The 20,958-nt window shown below is 64.6% G+C and carries 18 protein-coding genes; 5 read left to right on the top strand and 13 right to left on the bottom strand.

Going from position 1 to position 20,958, the window contains the following annotated elements; all coding sequences use genetic code 11:
• Positions 1–63 precede the first annotated feature (63 nt).
• The 3 genes from CSW57_RS07510 to CSW57_RS07500 all read left to right on the top strand — a co-directional run bounded on the left by CSW57_RS07510 (position 64) and on the right by CSW57_RS07500 (position 3,488).
• Entirely contained in the window at positions 64–714 is a 651-nt protein-coding gene (locus tag CSW57_RS07510) for a TetR/AcrR family transcriptional regulator (RefSeq protein WP_099382220.1), read from the top strand.
• Positions 704–1,726: an LLM class flavin-dependent oxidoreductase gene (locus CSW57_RS07505; RefSeq protein ID WP_099382219.1), complete on the top strand. Its 1,023-nt coding sequence runs from the start codon at positions 704–706 to the stop codon at positions 1,724–1,726. Before CSW57_RS07510 ends, CSW57_RS07505 begins: the two co-directional genes overlap by 11 nt.
• Before the next feature lie 148 nt (positions 1,727–1,874).
• A complete protein-coding gene (locus CSW57_RS07500; RefSeq protein ID WP_099382218.1) occupies positions 1,875–3,488 on the top strand; it encodes an alkaline phosphatase D family protein in 1,614 nt (537 codons plus the stop codon).
• On the opposite strand, the gene CSW57_RS07495 is transcribed toward CSW57_RS07500, so the two are convergent.
• The 3 genes from CSW57_RS07495 to CSW57_RS07485 are packed head-to-tail and all read right to left on the bottom strand — an operon-like array spanning position 3,489 to position 7,412.
• Positions 3,489–4,079 (bottom strand): APA family fibronectin-binding glycoprotein, encoded by a 591-nt coding sequence (locus tag CSW57_RS07495; RefSeq protein ID WP_099382217.1) that lies wholly within the window; start codon positions 4,077–4,079, stop codon positions 3,489–3,491. It abuts the gene before it with no gap.
• A 52-nt stretch (positions 4,080–4,131) separates the two neighbouring features.
• Positions 4,132–5,637, bottom strand: a complete 1,506-nt coding sequence (locus CSW57_RS07490) for a CoA transferase (RefSeq protein ID WP_099382216.1) — start codon at positions 5,635–5,637, stop codon at positions 4,132–4,134.
• Positions 5,634–7,412 (bottom strand): acyclic terpene utilization AtuA family protein, encoded by a 1,779-nt coding sequence (locus tag CSW57_RS07485; RefSeq protein ID WP_099382215.1) that lies wholly within the window; start codon positions 7,410–7,412, stop codon positions 5,634–5,636. The genes CSW57_RS07490 and CSW57_RS07485 overlap by 4 nt, the downstream gene beginning before the upstream one ends.
• A 91-nt stretch (positions 7,413–7,503) precedes the next feature.
• Here CSW57_RS07485 and CSW57_RS07480 point away from each other — a divergent pair, with 91 nt between their 5' ends.
• Positions 7,504–8,469, top strand: a complete 966-nt coding sequence (locus tag CSW57_RS07480) for a LysR family transcriptional regulator (RefSeq protein WP_099382214.1) — start codon at positions 7,504–7,506, stop codon at positions 8,467–8,469.
• Positions 8,470–8,477: 8 nt separating this feature from the next.
• Here the strand turns inward: CSW57_RS07480 and CSW57_RS07475 are convergent, their stop codons facing one another.
• The 4 genes from CSW57_RS07475 to CSW57_RS07460 form a co-directional block, all read right to left on the bottom strand.
• On the bottom strand, positions 8,478–10,436 hold the full coding sequence (locus tag CSW57_RS07475; protein WP_099382213.1) for an ABC transporter ATP-binding protein: 1,959 nt from the start codon (positions 10,434–10,436) through the stop codon (positions 8,478–8,480).
• The gene (locus CSW57_RS07470; RefSeq protein ID WP_099382212.1) at positions 10,433–12,166 is read right to left on the bottom strand and encodes an ABC transporter ATP-binding protein; all 1,734 of its coding nucleotides are present in this window, start codon (positions 12,164–12,166) and stop codon (positions 10,433–10,435) included. The genes CSW57_RS07475 and CSW57_RS07470 overlap by 4 nt, the downstream gene beginning before the upstream one ends.
• Positions 12,167–12,268: 102 nt before the next feature.
• The gene (locus tag CSW57_RS07465) at positions 12,269–13,672 is read right to left on the bottom strand and encodes an FAD-dependent oxidoreductase (RefSeq protein ID WP_189339168.1); all 1,404 of its coding nucleotides are present in this window, start codon (positions 13,670–13,672) and stop codon (positions 12,269–12,271) included.
• A gap of 197 nt (positions 13,673–13,869) precedes the next feature.
• Positions 13,870–14,241 (bottom strand): cupin domain-containing protein, encoded by a 372-nt coding sequence (locus tag CSW57_RS07460; RefSeq protein WP_099382210.1) that lies wholly within the window; start codon positions 14,239–14,241, stop codon positions 13,870–13,872.
• A 93-nt stretch (positions 14,242–14,334) separates the two neighbouring features.
• On the opposite strand from CSW57_RS07460, the gene CSW57_RS07455 reads away from it, so the two are divergent.
• Complete coding sequence (locus CSW57_RS07455) at positions 14,335–14,778, top strand: MarR family winged helix-turn-helix transcriptional regulator (RefSeq protein ID WP_189339167.1); 444 nt, start codon at positions 14,335–14,337, stop codon at positions 14,776–14,778.
• Here the strand turns inward: CSW57_RS07455 and CSW57_RS07450 are convergent, their stop codons facing one another.
• The 6 genes from CSW57_RS07450 to CSW57_RS07425 all read right to left on the bottom strand — a co-directional run bounded on the left by CSW57_RS07450 (position 14,779) and on the right by CSW57_RS07425 (position 20,938).
• On the bottom strand, positions 14,779–15,642 hold the full coding sequence (locus CSW57_RS07450) for an alpha/beta fold hydrolase (RefSeq protein WP_099382208.1): 864 nt from the start codon (positions 15,640–15,642) through the stop codon (positions 14,779–14,781).
• A gap of 197 nt (positions 15,643–15,839) precedes the next feature.
• Positions 15,840–16,907 carry an NAD-dependent epimerase/dehydratase family protein gene (locus CSW57_RS07445; RefSeq protein ID WP_099382207.1) on the bottom strand — a complete coding sequence of 356 codons (1,068 nt, stop codon included), beginning with the start codon at positions 16,905–16,907 and terminating at the stop codon, positions 15,840–15,842.
• A gap of 103 nt (positions 16,908–17,010) precedes the next feature.
• A complete protein-coding gene (locus CSW57_RS07440) occupies positions 17,011–18,594 on the bottom strand; it encodes an MDR family MFS transporter (RefSeq protein ID WP_099382450.1) in 1,584 nt (527 codons plus the stop codon).
• 45 nt (positions 18,595–18,639) lie between these two features.
• A complete protein-coding gene (locus CSW57_RS07435) occupies positions 18,640–19,122 on the bottom strand; it encodes a MarR family winged helix-turn-helix transcriptional regulator (RefSeq protein WP_223249105.1) in 483 nt (160 codons plus the stop codon).
• Between the two features lie 136 nt (positions 19,123–19,258).
• Positions 19,259–19,762: a polyketide cyclase gene (locus tag CSW57_RS07430; RefSeq protein WP_099382205.1), complete on the bottom strand. Its 504-nt coding sequence runs from the start codon at positions 19,760–19,762 to the stop codon at positions 19,259–19,261.
• Positions 19,763–19,810: 48 nt separating this feature from the next.
• The gene (locus tag CSW57_RS07425) at positions 19,811–20,938 is read right to left on the bottom strand and encodes a beta-mannosidase (RefSeq protein ID WP_370623922.1); all 1,128 of its coding nucleotides are present in this window, start codon (positions 20,936–20,938) and stop codon (positions 19,811–19,813) included.
• Between the last annotated feature and the right edge of the window lie 20 nt (positions 20,939–20,958).

Genomic DNA, 20,958 nt, shown 5'->3' with positions numbered 1-20,958 from the left:
CCTCCGGAAACTCGTACGCCCCACCAGAAGTGTGACGCAGATTACGGTACGGTCGGTTGCGTAATGAAAGCAGACGAGACAGTGGAAGACAAGACCGCCGGCGCCGGACGGCCGCGTGACCCCCGCATCGACGAATCGATTCTGGCCGCCACCGCAGAACTGCTCGTCACCATCGGTTACCCCGCCCTGACCCTTGCCGCGGTTGCCGAGAGAGCCGGAACCACCAAGACCGCCCTGTACCGACGTTGGTCGGGCAAGGCACACCTGGTCCATGAGGCCGCGTTTCCCGCGACGTGGACAACCCTCATCCCGGAATCCGGGGATCTCGCAACGGACATCCGGGCGATGATCGACGGTTCACGGAGGATGTTCACCGACCCGGTTGCACGGGCCGCTCTGCCAGGACTTCTCGCCGAGATCGGGGCCGACCCGCAACTCAACGAACTCGTCATGCGACGGTTCGAAGACGGCGTGTTCGCCGCCATGCGTACGCGCCTCGCGCAAGCGGTGGCTCGAGGCGAGGTCCGAGCGGGCGCGGATCCCGACCGATTGCTCGAAGTCGTCGGCGGGACCACGATCATCCGGCTGATCATGCGACCAGGCGATGACCTCGACGATGAGTGGGTTGATCAGACCACCGATCTGATCCTGCATGGCATTGCGCCCCTGGCGATCACCTCAGGCGGACAGAAGGTGGCAGACAGTGCCACGTGAGGGCGAACCACTCAACAAGATGGGTTTCCTGACCATCGGGCGGTTCGATCCGGCCGATCCCGGAACAGGCCACGAGGAATTGCTGCGAACCATCGAACTCGCAGAGGAACTCGGCTTCGACAGCGTGTGGCTTCGACACCGGCACCTGCAGTTCGGCATCTCCTCTCCTGTCGCGGTACTGGCAGCGGCAAGCCAGCGCACGAGCCGGATCGAACTCGGTACGGCGGTGATCCCACTCGGACTCGAGAATCCCTTGCGACTCGCCGAAGACCTCGCGACGGTGGATCTGTTGTCCGGGGGTCGGTTGAATCCTGGGGTCTCGGTGGGAACCCCTATGCGGTACGACGACTTCAAACACAAGCTCTATCCCGAAACCCACGCGCAAGAGAACTTCAGCAAGGACCGGGTGACCCGGCTGATGGACAACATCCGCGGAGTGCCGGTGAGTGACTTCGAGGGCACAGTTGGCATCGAGCAGTACTCGAGAATCGTCCAGCCACATTCACCCGGGCTGATCGACCGCCTGTGGTACGGCGGAATGATGTCCTCGGCGATCTGGGCCGGACAGCAAGGATTGAATTACCTGACCAGCTCGGTGGTGACCACCGAGGGCACATCCTCCACCGACTTCGCCTCGATTCAGGGTGAGCACATCGATGCTTACCGCGCGCATCACCCGAAGCCCGAAAAAGCCCGGGTGTCACAGGGATTGGTTGTCATTCCGACCGATTCGGCGACCCCGGAGCAGCGACGCAGATACCGCGACTACGCCGATGCCCGGTTCGACCGGACTCTTTCGCCTCAGGGCCCGCGCCGAATGCTCTTCGCCCCTGACATCGTCGGAACCTCGGACGAGATAGCGGAACGGTTGTTCGCCCACGCCGGCTTCCAGAGAGCCGGCGAGGTGGCGTTCGCGTTGCCCTTCTCGTTCGACGAGACCGACTATCTGCAGATCATCACCGACATGGCCACCCATCTGGGCCCGAAGATCGGCTGGTCACCCCGAGTCTGAACGGCCACCTGTGAACGTCGGCAGGCCTTCCGACAAGACGAACCCGGCAACGAGAGTCCCCGGCGTCCCACCACAACGTCAGGTGTCCTTCGTGTCGGCGTCACCTCGGAGACCTCGGACAGACAGCTGATCCTGGTCGAGTACTCCTGTGGCGTCACCCGAGTTGTCGATCGACCGAGACAAGGTTCTGCGGGCCGGTACCACCCGTCGCAGGTTCTTGACCTGGGCTGGCGTGGCCGGCGCCCTGGCATTCACTCCCGGTTTGGTCAGTTCCCCCACCGCATTCCCCTCGCCCGCTGCTCGCGGCGATCACGTGTTCACCCTCGGCGTCGCTTCTGGCGATCCACTCGCCGACGCGGTGATCCTGTGGACCCGGTTGGCTCCAGAACCCCTGTCCCCGCGGGGCGGGATGTCCGAGTCCGATGTGCCGGTCGACTGGGAGATGGCCCTGGACAACAAGTTCACAAACGTGGTTCGACGCGGCACCGTGAACGCAACCGCACGCGACGCGCACAGTGTGCACGTGGACGTTCGTGGCCTCGAGCCATCCACCGAGTACTACTACCGTTTCCGGTCCGGCGGTCACATCTCCGACGTAGGGAGGACACGGACCGCACCGGCGGCGAGTGCTGATGTGGCCGGCATGACGTTTGCCTGGGCATCGTGCCAGGCCTGGGCAGATGGTTTCTTCAACGCGTACGGGGACATGGCCTCGGCTGCACCAGATGTCGTCTTCCACCTCGGGGACTACATCTACGAGAAGCCGATACCGGCGGACGGTGGGCGACGCGGATCGTCTGCCATGCCGAGCTCGTGCCACTCCGAGGCACACAGCCTCGATGACTATCGCGATCGATACGCTCTGTACAAGCTCGACCCTCATCTGCAAGCGGCACATCGCACCTCGCCGTTCATCGTCACGTTCGACGACCACGAGATCGAGAACAACTGGGCCGCAGATATTTCCGAGGACAACGCGCCTCTGCCGGAGTTCTTGACACGGCGCGCGGGCGCACTCAAGGCGTGGTGGGAGAACACACCCGTCCGGGCGACCGTTCATCCCACGCGCGGTGACATCCGAATCTATCGCCGATTCACGTTCGGCAGCCTCGCCGAGTTCAGCGTGCTCGACACCCGCCAATATCGAAGCGATCAGGTCAACGGAGACACCGACGGCCCGCTGAACAGACTGACCGCGGACCCCGCTCGCACCATCACCGGCGATGTCCAGGAGCGGTGGATACTCGACGGCCTCGGCTCCAGCACAGCGCGATGGAACGTACTGGCCCACCAGACGCCCATGGCAGACCTCGCCCGCTCGCGGCGGGGATCCCGTGCTGTGAGCATGGACGCCTGGAGCGGATACGAGGCATCGCGCAAGCGCGTCCTCGACGGCGTGGAAGCCCGGGGCGTCGAGAATCTCGTGTCGATCGTCGGCGACATCCATCGGTCCGTGGTGTCCGAACTCAAGTCCACCTATACACGGCCCGCGCCCGCGGTGGGCGTCGAGATCGCCGGCACGTCAATCGCATCCGGAGCCGACGGGTCTGATAGCGACGAGGGAGATCGCCAACTCAAGACGGCATCCCCGCACGTCAAGTTCGGCAACTCTCAACGCGGATATGTTCTGAACACACTGTCGAGGTCGAGCTGGGAGGCCACGTTCCGGGTCGCCGAATCGATCGCCGATCCCGGCAACACCCTGCATACGCGGGCCACGATCACCATTCCGTCCGCCAGGCCAGAAGTCCAGGTGACGTGATCACATCGGGGTGATGGATTCGGCCAGCTCGCAGGCCTCGTCAACGTCCACAGCATTCTTGTTGCTCAACCAGGTCATCCACCATCGCTCGCCCGCCTTTTCGACGACGGCCGAGAACACCTCGGCATCTGATCGAGACCGGTCATCGAACTCGACGCGGTAGAACTCGAAGGCCCCGGTGGTCTGAGCACCGCTCAGCGTTCCGCCCTCGCGGTCCACACGGGTACCCGAATTCGGGAAGAAGAACTCCCCCATACCCGAACCGAGTTCTTGTGCGGCAACGCGATTGTCCGCCCGAGCGGACGCAAAGATGGACCCGTCGAGCACTCCGATGAGAATCATCGACGCATCGTCGCCCTTCTTCGTGAGCGCGACATCCCCGTAGATGAGTTCGTCGGAATCGTCTCGGACCGTCCAGCCCGGAGGCGCGGTGATACTGAACCCGGCGTCCGCGAACTCGATGAAACCGACCGGTCTGGGATCAGCGACGGGCACAGCCCGACCATCGACACCCCTGGCGCATCCGCCGACCATCATCATGCATATCCACGCCGCGACAACAGTTGCGGTCACCATCCCCCGAGTGGTCACGCCCGCGACTCTAGTACATCCTCGGCCGGGCCGATCTGCCCCGGAGGTCCGTTCAGGTCCGGGCAGGCCATTCTGGCCGACTCGACCCACGGGGTACCAGAACAGTTTTGTACCGGCCCGGGGTGTGCGACATCGAGACCTGTTCGGTCACCCCCTGATAAAAGCCGAGTGGGGTGTCCGCGGTGAAAGTCTCCGGATCTCGGTACATGTGTTCGTCACAGGATCCGGACGCCGTTGTCGCGTATGCCGTGTCGAACACCCCCATGGACAGGATCCACAGTGCGGCCCTCGTCAGGGACACATGCACCTTGTAGCTGCCACCGTGGACAGCCCTGCGATGCAACGCCTCTACGATGCCCGCGGTCATCAGCCAGGACACTATGTAGTCGTTGACCACCAAGATCGGCGGCAGCCGCGGCGGGCCGTCCCCACCCTCCAGCGTCATCATGCCCACAAGGGACCCTGCAGTCTGATCGAACCCCACGCGGTCGGCCCACGGCCCTGATTCACCGTTGAGAGAGGCTGTGGCATAGATGATTCCGGGTCTTTGCCGCGCAGCCTCTCGTGGACTGACGCCGATGCTGTCCAGATAACCGGGCCGTCGATTGGCGTAGAAGACGTCTGCATTGCTCAGCAGTTCGCCGATTCTGGCGGCGCCCTCGGGCCGATATGGATCGATGGTCGCCGACCGGCAACCCACGTTCGCCGTGATGTAGGTGACATCATGTTCGAGTTCGTCCGGTCGCCACAGATTCAGGATGTCCGCGCCGTGCAGGGCCAACGTTCGCCCCACGCCTGCGCCGGCGATGACATGGCCCATACCGAGAGCCCTGACTCCGGAGAGAGGCTGATCGTCAGACCCGACCCTCCAGTTGGCGGAAGACAGCGGTTCCGGCGCGCTGTCGCCGATCTTGGTGATCTCGATCAGGGGCATATCCGCCAGGACGTCGCGGTAGTGCGGCTCGTCGAGCAATTCCTCGGTGGTCCGCAGCATGGGCATCACCACACCGGCGTCAGCGCCTGCTTGTTCGAGCTCGGCGCCTTTCCAACCGGCGACGGCGCGGGCGACCGCGTCGGGATCGTCGGGCACGCCCAGCAGTTTCTGCGCACCTACTTTGATTTTCGGATATGGGTTGAGCGGCATCACCCATCGATCGTCGGCCGTGCGGTAGAAGCGAAATCCCAAGGCCTGCGAGGGATTCGACGGCGCAGTCGCCGGATAGCCGTTGAGCAGTTCCCATCGCCTGTCGTAGAACGGGCACAGCCGGTGGGGGGTCACGCGAAGGTCGACAGAAATGTCTTGGCCTGGAAATCCTCGTGATCGACCGAGTTTGGCGATGGCGATCGACTTGGCGGCCAGCGCGATGGCCGACGCACCACCTAGCCGGAGCGTGCTGGGGACCACCGGGTCGGCGCCTTTGAAGGACGTGGATCCACCGGAGTCACCCGCGGTCATCCCGAGACCGGCGAGCACGTCGGACAACTCCGCATGGACATCGAACTTATCGTTCGAAGCGGGTTGGGTGACAGCCTGTGTGAGTCTGCCGGTGAGCGTCATGACTGCTTCCGGACTCGATCGAGGACGGCGTCGGGTATGACCACGTGTTTGGCGCGCAGGTATTCACCCACAGCCTTGCCGACCTGATCGACCCGTACGTTGGACGAACCGCCGGTACCCAGCAGGCCGCGCACCACAAAGTGCACCGCCCGCAGTTCCGGGAACTCATGGCGGACGATGTCGAGATCTTTTGTCTCGGGCATCAGCCGATGCAGTTCCTCGGTCGAGAGGAACCGCCGTAGCCACGGCCAGACCTTCGGGTAGGGGGTCCAGATCCCGACGTTGCTGTTCCCGCCCTTGTCCCCACTGCGTGCATGCGCAACCACCCCGAGCTCAACGGTGGTTGCGGCCCCCGCATACTCCGGATCGGCCGGCTCGGGATGCTCTGGCTGGCCCGGCGTCCGGGTGACGGCAGACGGGGCGATATCCACGGTTACGTCGTCGAGCACTGCGCGGTGGCCGATCGCAGCCAACGGCAGCAGAGCAGGCCAGTAGTCCACACGTGGTTTGGGTGTGGAATGCAGACCGGCGGCGCCGTCATGAAAGAAACCTGGGATGCCCTGCAGGTAGAGGGCGCCGAGGCGACGTGACATGTCCGCCGATGCCAGCACGTCGGCGTCGGCTGACATCGCCATCACCCGCACCGCGATGGTTGCGTCCCACTGCGTGTGCGGGTCGGCTGCCGCCGTCCCGATCCGAGTGCAGTGAACTTCCACCCCGTCAGGCATATCCCGGGCGATCTGGCTACGTAGCAGCGACACCTTCTCGTCCACATCCGGAGCCGTCACGAATACCGTGTTGACCACGCTGTACCCGACGAGCCCGAAAACAGCGACCTTGGTGGTGGCGGGCGGCGGCGAACCCGTGACACCGGTGACCCGGATCCGGTCTGTGCCTTCGGGCTGCAGCCGGATGTTGTGAAGATCAACGGTCACATCGGGGTTGAGGTACTGCGGCCCTTGTATCTCGTAGACGATCTGCGCGGTGACCGTGTCGGCTGTCACCACGCCGTCGTCGGTGCTGTGCTTGGTGATGACCGAACTGCCGTCGGCCTCGATCTCCGCGATCGGGAACCCCGGGGTCAACGTCGGCCGCAGGGCTCTGAAACCGGAGAAGTTCCCACCTGTGGCGTGAGGCCCACATTCGATGATGTGCCCTGCCATCACCGCGCCGGCCAGGCTGTCCCAGTCGTCGGTTGCCCAGCCGTGCCACCACGCCGCCGGGCCGACGGTCAACGATGCATCGGTGACTCGTCCGCACACCACGATGTCCGCCCCTGCATCCAGCGCTGCCGCGATACCCCAGCCGCCCAGATAGGCGTTGGCGGCAATCGGCGTGACACCCCACTCGGACAGACCCCGTCCGGTGTCCATGTTCTCCAATCCATGACCGGCTCCCTGCAGGTCGTCGAGTTCGGCGAAGACGTTGTCCCCCTCGACATGTGCCACCCTCAGCGACAAGCCCAAGGTGTTGATCTCTGACCGCAGCGTCGCGGCGAGGGCAGCCGGGTTGAATCCACCGGCGTTGGTGACCACCCGCAGGCCCCGGTCGGCCAACGCGGGCAGGTGGGGCCGAACCTGGTCGACGAAGTACTCGACGTAGCCTTTGCTCGCATCACGCGCATACCGCGCTGCCAGCGCGGCGAGCGTGATCTCAGCCAGATAGTCGCCCATCAAGACATCCACCGGGTCGCCGCGCATCACTTCGTCGAGCGCGGTGTACCGATCTCCGAGGTAGCCCGAGAAGTTTGCTATCCGGATCGGAGGAACAGACATTCATGAACTCCTAGCGCCGTGCCCGATGTCGTCTTCTGGGAGACTATGACGCGCATGGCCGGAGGACCATGACCAAGTTCAGTGGGCCAAGATGACCGCAACGGTCCGGTCCGCGACTAGCCTGATCCGGGTGGACATGTTGCACCTGCGCTACTTTGTCGCCGTTGCCGAGGAGGGCACCTTCGCGCGCGCCGCGCAGCGACTGCACATGGCGGCATCACCGCTGAGTCAACGGATCAAATATCTCGAAAACAGCCTTGGTACAGCACTTTTCGTGCGGTCACACCACCGCGTCGATCTCACAGCCGCGGGCCACGCCCTGTTGCCACAGGCACGCGATCTGGTCGAACGATTCGACGCCATCCCGCGGCTCATCGAACTCGCCACCGCCGATCTCTCCCCCACTCTCGATGTCGGTGTGGCCTCCGACGTCACCAGCGAACTGAGGACCCGCGTACACGATGAGTTTGCCCGGAGCCACCCCGAACTCGTCGTCACCTTCCATCCCGGCGCCACCGAACCGCTGCTGCAGTCGTTGCAGGCCGGACGCCTCGACGCCGCGCTCCTACACGGACCGATCGTGGCGCGAGGGATCGAGACGGTGCGCCTCGACACCGCAGTGGTGAAGGTTGCGGTCGGGCGCGGCAACGGATTTGACGGCCGATCGAGCGTGCGACTCGATGAACTGGCGCACCTCGCCTTTGTGTCGATCGAGCACGACGCCGCTCCGGCCATCTATCGAGGGATCGATGACCTACTCCGCCGTCACGGAGTGCACAAACGAATCATTCTGCCCGACCACAACTTCGGAGGTCTGGCGCATGTGGTGGCCGGCGGAAGGGCGTTCTCACTCGTCGGATCTCCAACGGGCGCCATGGCAAAAGCGTTTGTCGGCGAGCCGATCGGCGTGCTCGACGTGGAGGGAATCCGATTGAGGCTGCCCACCCTCGCCGCCTGGCGCTACGACGCCGACGGCGCGATACCGAGGGGCTCGCTGGCCGACGTCTTCCGGACACTCGCCCGCAAAACAGGTCGGAAGACCGAGCCCCCTGTCTGATTCGTCGATCAGCTCTTGGACATCTGCGGACTGCCGATGTCGTCGGCATCCATGGGCCCGACGAACTGACTGTTGTACAGCCGGTAGTACGCCCCCTGCGCCGCGAGGAGCTCGTCGTGCGAGCCCTGTTCGACGATCTGTCCCTGTTCCATCACCAGGATGGTGTCGGCATCGCGGACCGTGGAAAGTCGGTGGGCGATCACGAAACTGGTGCGATCGGAGCGCAACGCGGCCATCGCCTTCTGGATCAGCAATTCGGTCCTGGTGTCCACCGAACTGGTCGCCTCGTCGAGGATGAGGAGGGTCGGCCGCGCCAGAAAGGCCCGCGCAATGGTGATCAGCTGCTTTTCGCCTGCGCTGACACCGCCACCCTCCTCATCGATGACAGTGTCGTATCCGTCCGGCAGGATCCGCACGAAATGGTCGACGTGGCTGACCCGCGCCGCCTCCATGATCGCCTCATCGTCGGCTTCGGGATCGCCGTACGCGATGTTGTCGCGAATCGTTCCGCCGAAGAGCCAGGAATCCTGCAGCACCATCCCGGTACGTTCGCGAAGGTCATCCCGGGTCATCAACGATGTGTCCACGCCGTCGAGACTGATCGTTCCCGAATTGACGTCATAGAACCGCATGATCAGATTCACCAGGGTGGTCTTGCCCGCTCCCGTCGGCCCCACGATCGCGACCATGTGCCCGGGTTCGGCCACCAGCGACAGTTGCTCGATCAGCGCGCGATCCGGGGAGTAACGGAAGGAGACGTCGTCGAACGTGATGCGACCCTTGCTCGTTCCGGGGCTGATCGGGTCGGAGGGATCGGGTACTTGCTCGTCTGCGTCGAGGATGTCGAAGATGCGCTCGGCGGACGCGACACCGCTTTGCATCAGATTGAACATCGACCCGATCTGGGTCAGAGGCTGGGTGAACTGTCGCGAGTACTGGATGAAGGCCTGGACATCACCAAGGCTCAGCGAACCCGAGGCCACCCGTAGGCCGCCGACCACTGCGACTGCCACGTAGTTCAGATTCCCCAGGAACATGATCGCCGGCATGATGATCCCGGAGATGAACTGGGCCCGCCAGCTCGACTCGTAGAGCTTCTCGTTCCGGTCGTCGAATCTTGCCTCGACGTCGTCCTGCATGCCGAAGGCCTTGATCACCTCGTGTCCGGTGAACGCTTCCTCCACCTGACCGTTGAGGCGTCCGGTGCTCGACCACTGCGCCAAGAAGTGTGGTTTGGAGCGTTTTGCCACAAGGGTTGTCACCATCACCGCGGCAGGGATCGTGACGATGGCGATCAGCGACAGCAACGGTGAGATCCACAGCATCATCACGAGGATGGCGAGCACCATCAACACCGAGTTGAGCAACTGGGCAATTGTCTGCTGGAGACTTTGCGAGACGTTGTCGAGGTCGTTGGTCACCCGGCTCAGTAGGTCACCCCGCTGATTGCCGTCGAAGTAGCTCAGCGGCAGGCGGTGGATCTTGTTCTCGACATCCGAGCGCATCCCCTGCACGGTGCGCTGGGTGACGACGTTGAGCAGACGCCCCATCAGCCAGCTGAGCAACGAGGAACCCGCGTAGAGCCCGAGAACCAGTATCAGCACCCGGCCGACGGCGTCGAAATCGATTCCGACACCCGGCGTCAGGTTCATCGCAGCAACCATGTCGGCGAATGTCCCGTCGCCGTCTTGTCGTAGCGCCTCCACGGCCTCGGCCTTCGTTTCGCCTGCGGGCAGGCGGTCGGCGATCACCCCGGAGAAAATCAGATCTGTTGCATGGCCGAGTAACAACGGGCCCACGGCATTGAGAACCACCGACGCCACAGCGCAGAAGAGCACGGCCCACAACGCGATGCGATGGGCTGACAGCACTGCGATCAGCCGCTTCACCGAGGGACCGAAATCGCGTGCCTTCTCAGCGGGCATCGCACCCATCGACGGTCCGCCTCCGCCACCGGGGCGGGTCATCTCCGACCCTCCACAGAGAGCTGGGATTCCGCGATCTCGATGTACGTGGGGCAGCCGGCGAGCAGTTGCTCGTGTGTACCGATGCCGGCGACGGTTCCGCGATCGAGTACCACGATCTGGTCTGCGTCGGCGATGGTGGTGATGCGCTGGGCCACGATGATGACACAGGCGTCGCCGGTGGCAGGTTTGAGCGCTGCCCTCAGGCGTGCGTCCGTGCTCAGGTCCAACGCCGAAAACGAGTCGTCGAACAGATAGATGCTCGGCTTCCGGATGAGGGCGCGCGCGATCGCCAGCCGCTGACGCTGCCCTCCGGAGACCGTCGTCCCGCCCTGTGCCACCTTGGTCTCGAGCTGATCCGGCATGTCTCGCACGAAGTCTGCGGCCTGCGCAACGGTCAACGCCTCCCACATCTCGGCTTCGGTCGCGTCCTTCTTGCCGTAACGCAGGTTGGACGCGATCGTTCCCGAGAACAGATAGGGCTTCTGGGGAACGAGGCCGATCGATTCGCGTAAGACAGCGGGGTCGAGCTCACGTATGTCGGTCCCCCCGATGAGCACGGCACCATCCGTGACGTCGATCAGACGAGGCAGCAGCGCCACCAATGTGGTCTTACCCGAGCCGGTCGACCCGACCACAGCGGTGGTGGTGCCCGGCGCGGTTCGGAAACTGATGTCGCGCAACACCGATTCGTCTGCCCCTGGGTACCTGAAGCACGCGGAGCGCACCTCCACGATGCCCGCCGAAGTACGGAGCGGCTTCGGGTCGGTGGGCGGCACCACCGATGTCTCGGTGTCGAGAACCTCGTAGATGCGCTCGGCGCACACCGATGCCCGTGGCGCCATCATCGCGAGGAAGGAGGCCATCATGACCGCCATGAGGATCTGCATCACGTAGGCGATCATCGCGGTGAGTGCGCCGATCTGGACGTCACCGTCTTCGATGAGGTGACCGCCGAACCAGATGATGAAGACGATGGTGACGTTGCTGATCAGCATCACCGACGGGAACATCAGTGCCATCAGACGCCCGACCCGCAGTGCGGCATCGGTCAGGTCGTCGTTCGCGGCGGCGAATCGCCTGCGTTCGTGGGGTTCCCGCACGAAGGCGCGAACCACCCTGATCCCGGTGATCTGCTCGCGCAGGACGCGGTTGACCGTGTCGATGCGCTCCTGCATGGCACGGAAACCCGGCATCATCCGATAGATGATCACCGCCATGGTCACCCCGAGTATGGGGACCGCAACCACGAGAACCCACGCAAGTTGGCCCCCGACCCCGATGCCGAGGACGATGCCGCCGATACACATGATGGGGGCGGTGACCAAGATGGTGCAGGCCATCACGCCGAGCATCTGGACCTGCTGAACATCGTTGGTCGTCCGCGTGATCAACGACGGCGCCCCGAATGCGCCGACCTCGCGCGCGGAGAAGCCGTCCACGCGGTGCAGCAGGTCGTGCCGGATGTCGCGGCCGGCACCGAGTGACGCGCGTGCACCGAAATACATCGACACGATCGATCCCAGGATCTGGATCAGCGAGACGACCACCATCACCGCCCCCACCCGCAGGATGTAGCCGGTATCGCCTTGCGCCACACCGTTGTCGATGATGTCGGCGTTGAGAGTCGGCAGGTAGAGCATTGCCGCGGTGGCCACGAATTGGAGGATCACCACCGCACTCAGTTCGCGACGGTAGGCGCCCATGTAGGTACGCAGAAGGCGGGTCAGCATGGGGCAGTCACAGGTCCGACGGTATCAACTCCCGCTCAGCCCGGTCACACCATTAATCAGCGGTGTTGGTCCGAGTCCGATTTGCGAACTCTGCCCATCTCGTCAGATGTCGAGGCCCGAGTACATCGTGCGCGCGGGGTCGTATTTGGTACGGACGGAGCGCAGGCGCGGAAGATTGGCACCGAAGTAACGAGACGGTGCGACCCCGGATTCGATGTAGTTGACATAGGCACCCGCGGACGCCGCGCCGATCGTGCTGTGTGCACTTTTCACCCACGACGTCGGCGACAGATACGAAGCACCGGGGGCGACGTCCGTGAACCACTGCAGGCTCGCCGCGTGCGTGCGCCACGGGAATGCCGTGGCACCGGGAGCGACCCCGCTGATCGCACCGTCGAGCGGGTCGATGATCACCAGCCCGGCGCCGCCGGCCCTGGAACGGTTCCGCACCGCGGTGACGATCGCTGCAGCGATGGGGTCGGTGATCTGGGCGAGGATGTCGGACCCGGCGACAAACCCATGTCGTGGCGCGGTCGCGCCACCCGACAGCCGCAGGAACGTCGCCATCGGATCAAGCGTCGAGTAGTCGCTTCCACTCGGCGCCACCCCGACGGCCGCCGAGATGTCGGCCGCGATGCGGCGGCCCGCGCCGGTTGCGCAGACGAGCAACACCGAACAGGTGACGCCACCCCGTCGATCGGAACCGATGTTGACATTCGCCCACGCCGACGGTTCGGCGACCGAAAGCCACCGCCGCCACCCCGATATCACCGTGGCCGCCGACGCGGGTGGAAAATTCATCGTCACAACGTCTTTGCCCACCGATGGTGCGGTGCGGAAGGTCAGCGACGTGACGATCCCGAAGTTCCCGCCACCTCCGCCGCGCAGCGCCCAGTAGAGGTCGTCCCGTTCTCCTGGCGCAACGGTGACGGCTTCCCCGCTGGGCAACACCATCGTCGCGGCGGCGAGGGAGTCACAGGTGAGCCCGTGTAGCCGCGAGTCGACGCCGAGCCCTCCGCCGAGCGTGAGGCCGGCGACACCGACCGTCGCGCATGTCCCGACGGGAACCGACCGGCCTTGCTGGGCAAGACCGCCGGCCACGGCATACAGCGTGCTCGCCGGCGTGACGGTGGCCAAGCCATTTCCACCGTCATATCCGATCCCTCCGTCGAGCCTGCGCAGATCCACCACCAACAACCCACTCGCTGCTGACGCACCTGTGTAGGAGTGCCCGCCGCTGCGCGTGGCCACCCTCAGCCTGTGCTTCACGGCAAAAGCCATACACCGCTGTACATCGGCGACAGTCTTCGGCGCCACGACGGCCACCGGGGTCGATCCGTCGTAACGCGTGTTGAAGATTTGTTTGGCCTGCGTGAATGCGGCGCGTTGCGCGGGCAGGATCACCTGGCCACTGATCGATGCCGCGAGCGCCGCCCAGTCCGCCGACCGTGGGGCGGCCCAGGCTGTCCCGGTGCCACCCGCGACGGCAACTGCCAGACCGCTCACCAGCGTTCCCTGCAGCAGCCGCCGACGTGTGAGGTGCCAGGGGGCTGGTAATGGTTCGTCGAACGTCATGACAGGTAGTGCCTCTCGATCGCCCGACGACTGCGCCACAGACTATCCGCGATCGTGGGTCCACGTCACAGAACCATCGATCGGGATGCCCGACGGAGCACGACGACGACCGTCAAGTATTTGCCGTCTCATTGAGCCCAGGGTGGTGTGATGACCGCACCGTCGGCGGTGGTCGCATGCAGACCGGGGGTGGTCGTCACCCATGCTGTCGATTCGGTGGTGCCACCATCGATCCGCACCTCGGTCCCGGCCGGAACCACGATGACCGTGCCGACGCCGGCCGGCTCCTGCACGCCGTCCAGACCGACCGTCAGTTCTCCGTCGAGCACGAGAAGGACCTCTTCGCGACTGGGTCTGTGCGCCACTCCGATCTGGCCGGCGGGAACCGTCAACCTCCAGGCGCAGAGCTCTTTGCCCCCTCGCCGCGAACTGACATACGAGTGGAAGGTGCTCCCGTGTGCCGGGAACACCTCGGCGTCGTCGGGTTGGATGACCGGCATGCTCTCCTCCTGAGAATTGATAGACAAGCCACTTGACCATATAGACAAGCGTGTTGTCTGTCCATGCTCGACGCACTGGGTCATACTTCGACTGTGACCGATTCCGACTGGGCAACTGCGACGGCCGTGCTGCGGGTGTCCGCACAATTGGTGGATGACATCTCGACCGGACTCGCCGAGCGGGGCTACCCCGATGTGCGACCCGTTCATGGGTTCGTGTTCGCGGAGTTATCCGACAACGCCTCCACCGCAGCCGATCTCGCCACGACGTTGCAGATCACCAAGCAGGCCGCAGCCCAATTGATCGTCTATCTGGTCGAGCGTGGCTATCTCGACAAACACCCGGACCCGAACGACCGTCGCGCTCAACTGGTGACACTGACACAACGCGGTCGCGAGTGCATGGTCGCAGCCCGCGAATCCGCGGAGCGATGCGTTCAGGTATGGCGAGATGAACTGCCGGACAGGGACTTCAAGGCACTGACCCGAGCCTTGGACGTCATTGCGATACCGGGCAGACTCAAACCGAGCTGGTGATCAGCTGGTCGTGCGCGTCCGGGCCTCCGGCACGGCGAGGAAGTCTTCGAGGATGGCGACGACCTGATCGGGGCTTTCTGCGTGAGGGTAGTGACCGACGCCGGCGAGAACCTCGAGTCGACTGCCCGGAATCGCCTCGTGGGCCGCGTAGCCGTGCGACACCGGGATGATCTTGTCTGCATCGCCCCAGATGAGGAGCGTGGGCAGGGCGGAGTTCAGGTACAGCCGGTTCAGGGCGCTCACCGCCTGACCGCGGTAGTCCACCACCGACCGCAGGGTCCTCAGGAACGCCTGCCGCGTCTCGCGATCGCCGAGCGAAGAGTATGCGCGCCACGTTTCGTCCGCCCGCGGCGAGTGCACGCCGGCGGACGCGATCCACGAGCGAATCTTGTTGCCTGCCCGAAGAACTGGTTGCGGCGCAATCACCGGGAGCACGAACTCGGCCCCAGGAGCCGAGAGCACCCGCAGGGTCCAGTTCACGTCGGGTCCCAGTCCACCGCTGCCGATCAAGACCAGGCGCTCGCAATACTCCGGATGTTGATAGGTGAACTGCATGGCCACCCCACCACCGAGCGACTGCCCGACCACCGTCACCCGATCGATTCCCAATTCCCGCAGCAGGTCACGGAGGAACGCGGCGAACGCGCCCAGCGAATAGTCGCCGCGCGGTTTCGACGATTGCCCATGACCGGGCAGATCCGGGGCGATGACCCGGTGTCTCGCGGCAAGGGACGGGAGTACCGCATTCCACGTCTCCGAACTCCCCGCCATCCCGTGGATCAGCAGGAGAACCTCCGAACCGCTCCCCTCGTCCCGATATGCGACATGGTCGCCGTGCAGATCCACGTATTTCAGTGCAGTCATTGAAGGATTTCCTGTCGCGATGAAGCCAGGGACTCGAAGCGGTCGGCGTCGATCGACGTGCCGATACCGTTCGGCAGTACGCGCGGCATCGTGCCGCAATCCATCACCACGATGATGCCCCCTGACAGAGGCCCAATCTACGCGCTGGGGGTCCATTCCCGCTTGCGATCACCGATCACGAACGCACACTGCGCCCGTCACCGATCGCGCCTGCCGACCCCCTGCGAGAGCTCCGCGATCCTCCGGGCAGGCCCGTCCGGCGCCAACGGTTCGGTATCCATCCCCGAACCCTCCCGGACCCCTTCGATGAACTCCTCCAACGCGTCCTTCGCGGTGTAGCGCGGCGACCAGCCGAGCTCTCGTCGAGCGCGAGTGATGTCCATCAGGGGCAGTCGTAAGACGGTGTCGAACAGGCCAGGTGAGGCGGGGATGACATGGGCGTGCCACGCTGCCCATACCCCCGCACGCAGCAACGACGCCGGCGCAGGGATCGAACGCGCCCCGAGCATCTTCGCCAGGTACTTGGCGTCCACCTTCTCGTCTGTCGCGAGATTGAATGCCCCGCGGACCGGCCGGACGGCCGCCTCGGCAAATGCCTCGCCCACATCCGCGCTGTGCAGCGCCTGGAACGACAGCCCCGGAGTCCTCGGAACCACGGGGATCAAGGCGCTGCGGACCAGCTGCCGAGGAAGGAACGGCCCGACGAAGAGGCGCCGTTGGGCCGTTGATGCCTCACGTTTGAAGATGAACCCAGGCCGCATCCTCACGACCCGCATCTCGGGGTTGTTGTGCTCGAAGCCGTCCAGCCATCGCTCGAGATACGCCTTCTCGCGCGGATAGGCAGCGCCCGGCCAGCCGTTCGTCGGCCAGCTCTCGTCGACGGGGGTGTCCTTCGGGCCAGGCGAGTAGGCGGCGACCGAGGATGAGTACACAACAGCCGACACATCCTCGGCCGCGGCGGCCTCGAACACCCGGATCGCGCCGCCGACGTTGTTCTCCCATGTCGAAACGGGGTCATGGGTGGGTTGAAAGATCCACGCGAGATGGATGACGACGTCTGCCCCACGAAGCAGAGGGCGCAGATCGTCCTGTCCCGTATCGGCAACGAAGAACTCGGTTTTCGGATACGTGAGATCGGTCGGGCGGCGTGCGATGGCGCGGATGGACGTCACCTCCGAACGGGAACCGAGAGCTTCGATGACGCTCGTGCCCACATTTCCCGTCGCTCCGGTGACCACCACGGTCAGTGGTTGTGTCTCGCTCATTTGCTCCGGGTACCCAGGGCTCCCCGGCTCGACACCATAAGACGGCAGAACCCCGCGCACGGCATCGTGCACGGGGTCCCTCGGCCCAGATCAGGTAGGTGTGTCAGACCTTGACGGTGGCCCGGGTGTTGTCGTCCCGATCGGCCGACTCGGAGTCGCCGAGCGTTTCGGATTCGGTCCCGTCGGGTGTCGAGTCGAGATCGATCGTCCGGCGCAGCGGCCGGTTGGGCAGGAGCGACACCGCAATCAGCGCAACCACCGCTGCCGCAGCTGCGATCAGGAAGATCCGCCCTGTTGCGTCACCGTAAGCGGCGCGGACGATCGATTCGACCGGGCCCGGCAGTGAGTTGAGGTCGAGGCTGCCGCCGGAGGAGCCGCCTGTGATCCCGAGCCGGGCAAGGCCGCCCGACGAGAGGTCCGCCACGCGAGTGGCCAGGACCGACCCGAGGACCGAGACGCCGATTGCGCCGCCGAAGGTCCGGAAGAACGCCACGTTGCTCGAGGCAGCCCCGATGTCGTGAACGCTGACCGTGTTCTGGACCACCAGCACGAGGTTCTGCATCAGCATGCCCGTGCCGAGCCCGACGATCAGGGTGAAGATGCTCACCCACCAGAGGTTGGTCGCGTGGTCGATCGTCCCCAGCAGAGCGAAGCCGACGATGAGCAGGGCCGAACCGGTCACCATGAACACCTTCCACTTGCCGAACCGGCTGATCAGTTGGCCCGATCCCACCGACGCGATCAGCATTCCGATGACAAGCGGAATCGAGAGCATGCCGGCGACGGTCGGCGAGAATCCGCGCGCGGTCTGGAAGTACTGGCCCAGGAACGTCGTCGAACCGAACATTCCGAGTCCCACTGCGATGGACGCGATGATGGCGAGTCCGGTGGTGCGCTCGGTCACGATCTTGAGCGGGATGATCGGCGCTTTGACACGCGATTCCACCAGCACGGTGGCCACCAGCAGAAGCAGTCCGCCACCGACATACATCGCGGACTCTCGGGAGATCCAGTCGTAGTACCCGGCTTTGCCCGCGAACGAGACCCAGATCAGCAGCACGGAAACGCCTGCGGTCAGCAAGGTGGCTCCCAGCCAGTCGATGGAGATGTTCTCGGCGCGCTCGGTCTTGATCCGGAGGGTCTTCTGCAGCAGGAACAGCGCGATCACTGCCAGTGGCACGCAGACGAAGAAGCACCAGCGCCAGCCGAGTGGGCTGTCGACGATGACGCCGCCCAGGATGGGCCCGCCGGACATCGAGACGGCCATGGTGGCGCCCATGTATCCGGAGTACCGGCCGCGCTCACGCGGAGACACGATGCTGCCGATGATTGCGACCACCAGCGCGGTGAGACCACCCATTCCGATTCCCTGGATGACGCGGGCCGCGAGGAGAATCGGCACATTGTGCGCCAGGCCGGCGATGATCGAGCCGACCACGAAGATGATGATCGCGCTCTGGACAAGCATCTTTTTGCTGAAGATGTCGGCCAGCTTGCCCCAGATCGGCGTCGACGCCGCGTTGGCGAGCAGAGCGGTGGTGATCACCCATGCGTAGGCCGTCTGCGACCCCTTCAGGTCGCCGATGATCGTCGGCAGGGCGGTGGCGACGATCGTTGTGCTCAGCAAAGCGGTGAACAACGCTGCGAGCAGCCCGATCATCGCCTCGAGGATTTCGCGGTGGGACATCGCGTATGGATCGTGCTTCGCCACCGCCTCGGTTGAACTTGACATCTACTTCCCGTCTTTCCCTGTGATCGTTTTCTGCGCCGGCCGATCGGCCCGGTGCGCGTGTCTGGTCAATGAACCTCTGAGTTTGCGAAAGGCGCTGCCGGCCGCTTGCGCGTCTGCTTCGTCCCAGTCGTCGAGTGCGGTCTGTAACGACTCGGCACGCGCAGCCCTCGTTCGACCGAGGAGCTCACGACCTGCACTCGTCGTCAGCAACTGCGTGGCCCGCCCGTCGCCGGGGTCCGGACGGCGAGCGACGTATCCCTCGGCGACCAACTCGGCCACGTGCCGACTCAATGCGGACTGACTGATGCACAGATCGGATGCCAACTCGTTCTGGCGGCACTGCCCTCGTGCCTCCAGGGCCATGAGCACACCGAGACCACCCGGCAATGCCGGCCGTTCGTCCGTGGACACGACGGCACCCCGAAAAGCGCGACCCATCAGGTACAGCTCCTCGATCAATTCGCTCGCTGTTCCTGACGACACCGGCACGACGACTACTCCCTCATATAATTGATTGCACTACACAACTTATATAAGTTACATGCGGCAATCAACTATTCCCTGGGCGCGGAGTACGCCCGCGGACCGAACGGAAGCCTTGGCGGAGTCCGCCGTACCACTAGCGCGTCAAGCGCGTATCGGGCGAGGCCAGCGGGTATCCGCGGCGTACGGTTCGGTCGAGGATGCCGAGGGTACTGCGTAGCGCGGTGGCAGAGATCACCGGAAAGATCCCTTTGGCTCGCCACTCCGGATGGATGTTCGACCAGTCGTAAAACGACACCACGCGCGTACCGGTCTCACCCTCGGGATGAAGCTCATAGCCGTAGACGTGGCCGATCTGCGGCCGTAAACGGCCTTTGACGGTCCACGAGATCTCGCGACCCGGCACAAACGTCTGGATGACAACCGAGACGTCGTACTCCCCGATCGGTACGTCCCCCAGGGCCTCGCGGTCCATGTGCACCACAAACGTGTCCCCGATTGCAGTGACACGGTCGCCTGTGGCACTCATCAACATCCCGGATGCGTCGATCGCCACGTGACCTTGCGGATCGGTCAACACCGCGAACACATCTTCGACGTTCGCGGGGATGACACGTTCGGCCTGTAGTCGCTCGATCATGGGCAGGACGGTATCGCGTTCACCGATAACAGCGCGGTCTGCCGCGCGCTAGGGCCCAACCGTGTTGAGCTCGGCGACGAGATCGAAAGCGGGATCGTCCGGGCCGATGTCGAACGTGCATTGCTGCTCGCGCGGATCCGGCACGAAGGCCCAGAACAGCGCTCCCGCAGTACCGGCGGCGCGCTGGCCGTCGATCTTGGTCTCGAAGTCGTCCACCCGATCCTCACGGGTGCCGCACGACCCGGCGTTCTGCCCGATCTCGGCGACCACCAGTGGCTTGCCGACCGCCTGGGCCTGCACGATGTGGGTGGCAAGGCCATTCCACACGTCGCCGGGCAGCGGCACGCCGTCAGCGCCGTAGTCGTGGTACTCGAGCACGTCGACGTGGGGTGAAGCCCCCAACAGCTGATAGTCACCGCCGGCCGACCCACATTGCCCGCCACCGAGCAGGCCTGCCCAGATCGGGGTGGACGGATCCGCCGCCCGAACCTTGGCGCCGGCTTGGTCGAAGAAGTTCCGGAGGATCTGACCCGAGTCGGACGGGCACGTCCGGTTCTGCCAACTGCACGCAGAATCGCCGCACAGACTCGTCTCGGGTTCGCCGACCAATTCCCAACCGGCCAGCGCAGGCGACGACTTCCATCGGTCGACCGCTGTGGTCACCCATTGATCGAACCGGAGGGGCGCCCCTGCCGGGACCAGGGTCTTCCAGCCGGTCGTGTACCAGCTCCGACCCTTGAACAGCTCGTCTTCGCAGGCACCGTCGCCACCGGTGAAGACCGGCACGACCATCTGGTCATGAGCCGCGGCCGCGGCGAACACCGCGTCCATCGGACCGAAATCGAGCTCGCCCGTGAACTTGTTGACTGCCAGGCGCTGGAAAGCGTTGAAGCGCGTGAGGGAGTTGGGCTCGAGCGACGAGAAGTAGGAGTCGAGGTCGACCATCGCGCCGCAACCCTGGTTCACCGACCAATCGGTCGCGAGCTGGTAGGCGTTGAAACCGCTCGGCCACCATGGCGATCCATCGAGCTCGAGACCGTCGGCCGTCGCCTCCACCCTGTTCGGCCCGGCCGCTTCTGCGGACCCGGCCTGCGCCCACTGGGTCGATCCGACACCGACCAGCAGGATCATGGCCAATGCGAAGAAGTAGTACGTACGATGCGTGGTGCGTTGCATGTGATGGAGAGCCCGTCCTC

It is taken from the genome of Williamsia muralis, assembly GCF_002735905.1.
Taxonomy (GTDB): domain Bacteria; phylum Actinomycetota; class Actinomycetes; order Mycobacteriales; family Mycobacteriaceae; genus Williamsia; species Williamsia muralis_A.
This window is presented reverse-complemented; position numbering and strand designations above follow the sequence as displayed.

Coding starts and splice junctions, on each gene's coding strand:
- CSW57_RS07425 (WP_370623922.1), bottom strand. CDS start 20,938: ATGCAACGCACCACGCATCGTACGTACTACTTCTTCGCATTGGCCATG.
- CSW57_RS07440 (WP_099382450.1), bottom strand. CDS start 18,594: ATGTCCCACCGCGAAATCCTCGAGGCGATGATCGGGCTGCTCGCAGCG.
- CSW57_RS07475 (WP_099382213.1), bottom strand. CDS start 10,436: ATGACCCGCCCCGGTGGCGGAGGCGGACCGTCGATGGGTGCGATGCCC.
- CSW57_RS07485 (WP_099382215.1), bottom strand. CDS start 7,412: ATGTCTGTTCCTCCGATCCGGATAGCAAACTTCTCGGGCTACCTCGGA.
- CSW57_RS07470 (WP_099382212.1), bottom strand. CDS start 12,166: ATGCTGACCCGCCTTCTGCGTACCTACATGGGCGCCTACCGTCGCGAA.
- CSW57_RS07430 (WP_099382205.1), bottom strand. CDS start 19,762: ATGATCGAGCGACTACAGGCCGAACGTGTCATCCCCGCGAACGTCGAA.
- CSW57_RS07460 (WP_099382210.1), bottom strand. CDS start 14,241: ATGCCGGTCATCCAACCCGACGACGCCGAGGTGTTCCCGGCACACGGG.
- CSW57_RS07490 (WP_099382216.1), bottom strand. CDS start 5,637: ATGACGCTCACCGGCAGACTCACACAGGCTGTCACCCAACCCGCTTCG.
- CSW57_RS07445 (WP_099382207.1), bottom strand. CDS start 16,907: ATGAGCGAGACACAACCACTGACCGTGGTGGTCACCGGAGCGACGGGA.
- CSW57_RS07510 (WP_099382220.1), top strand. CDS start 64: ATGAAAGCAGACGAGACAGTGGAAGACAAGACCGCCGGCGCCGGACGG.
- CSW57_RS07450 (WP_099382208.1), bottom strand. CDS start 15,642: ATGACTGCACTGAAATACGTGGATCTGCACGGCGACCATGTCGCATAT.
- CSW57_RS07480 (WP_099382214.1), top strand. CDS start 7,504: ATGACCGCAACGGTCCGGTCCGCGACTAGCCTGATCCGGGTGGACATG.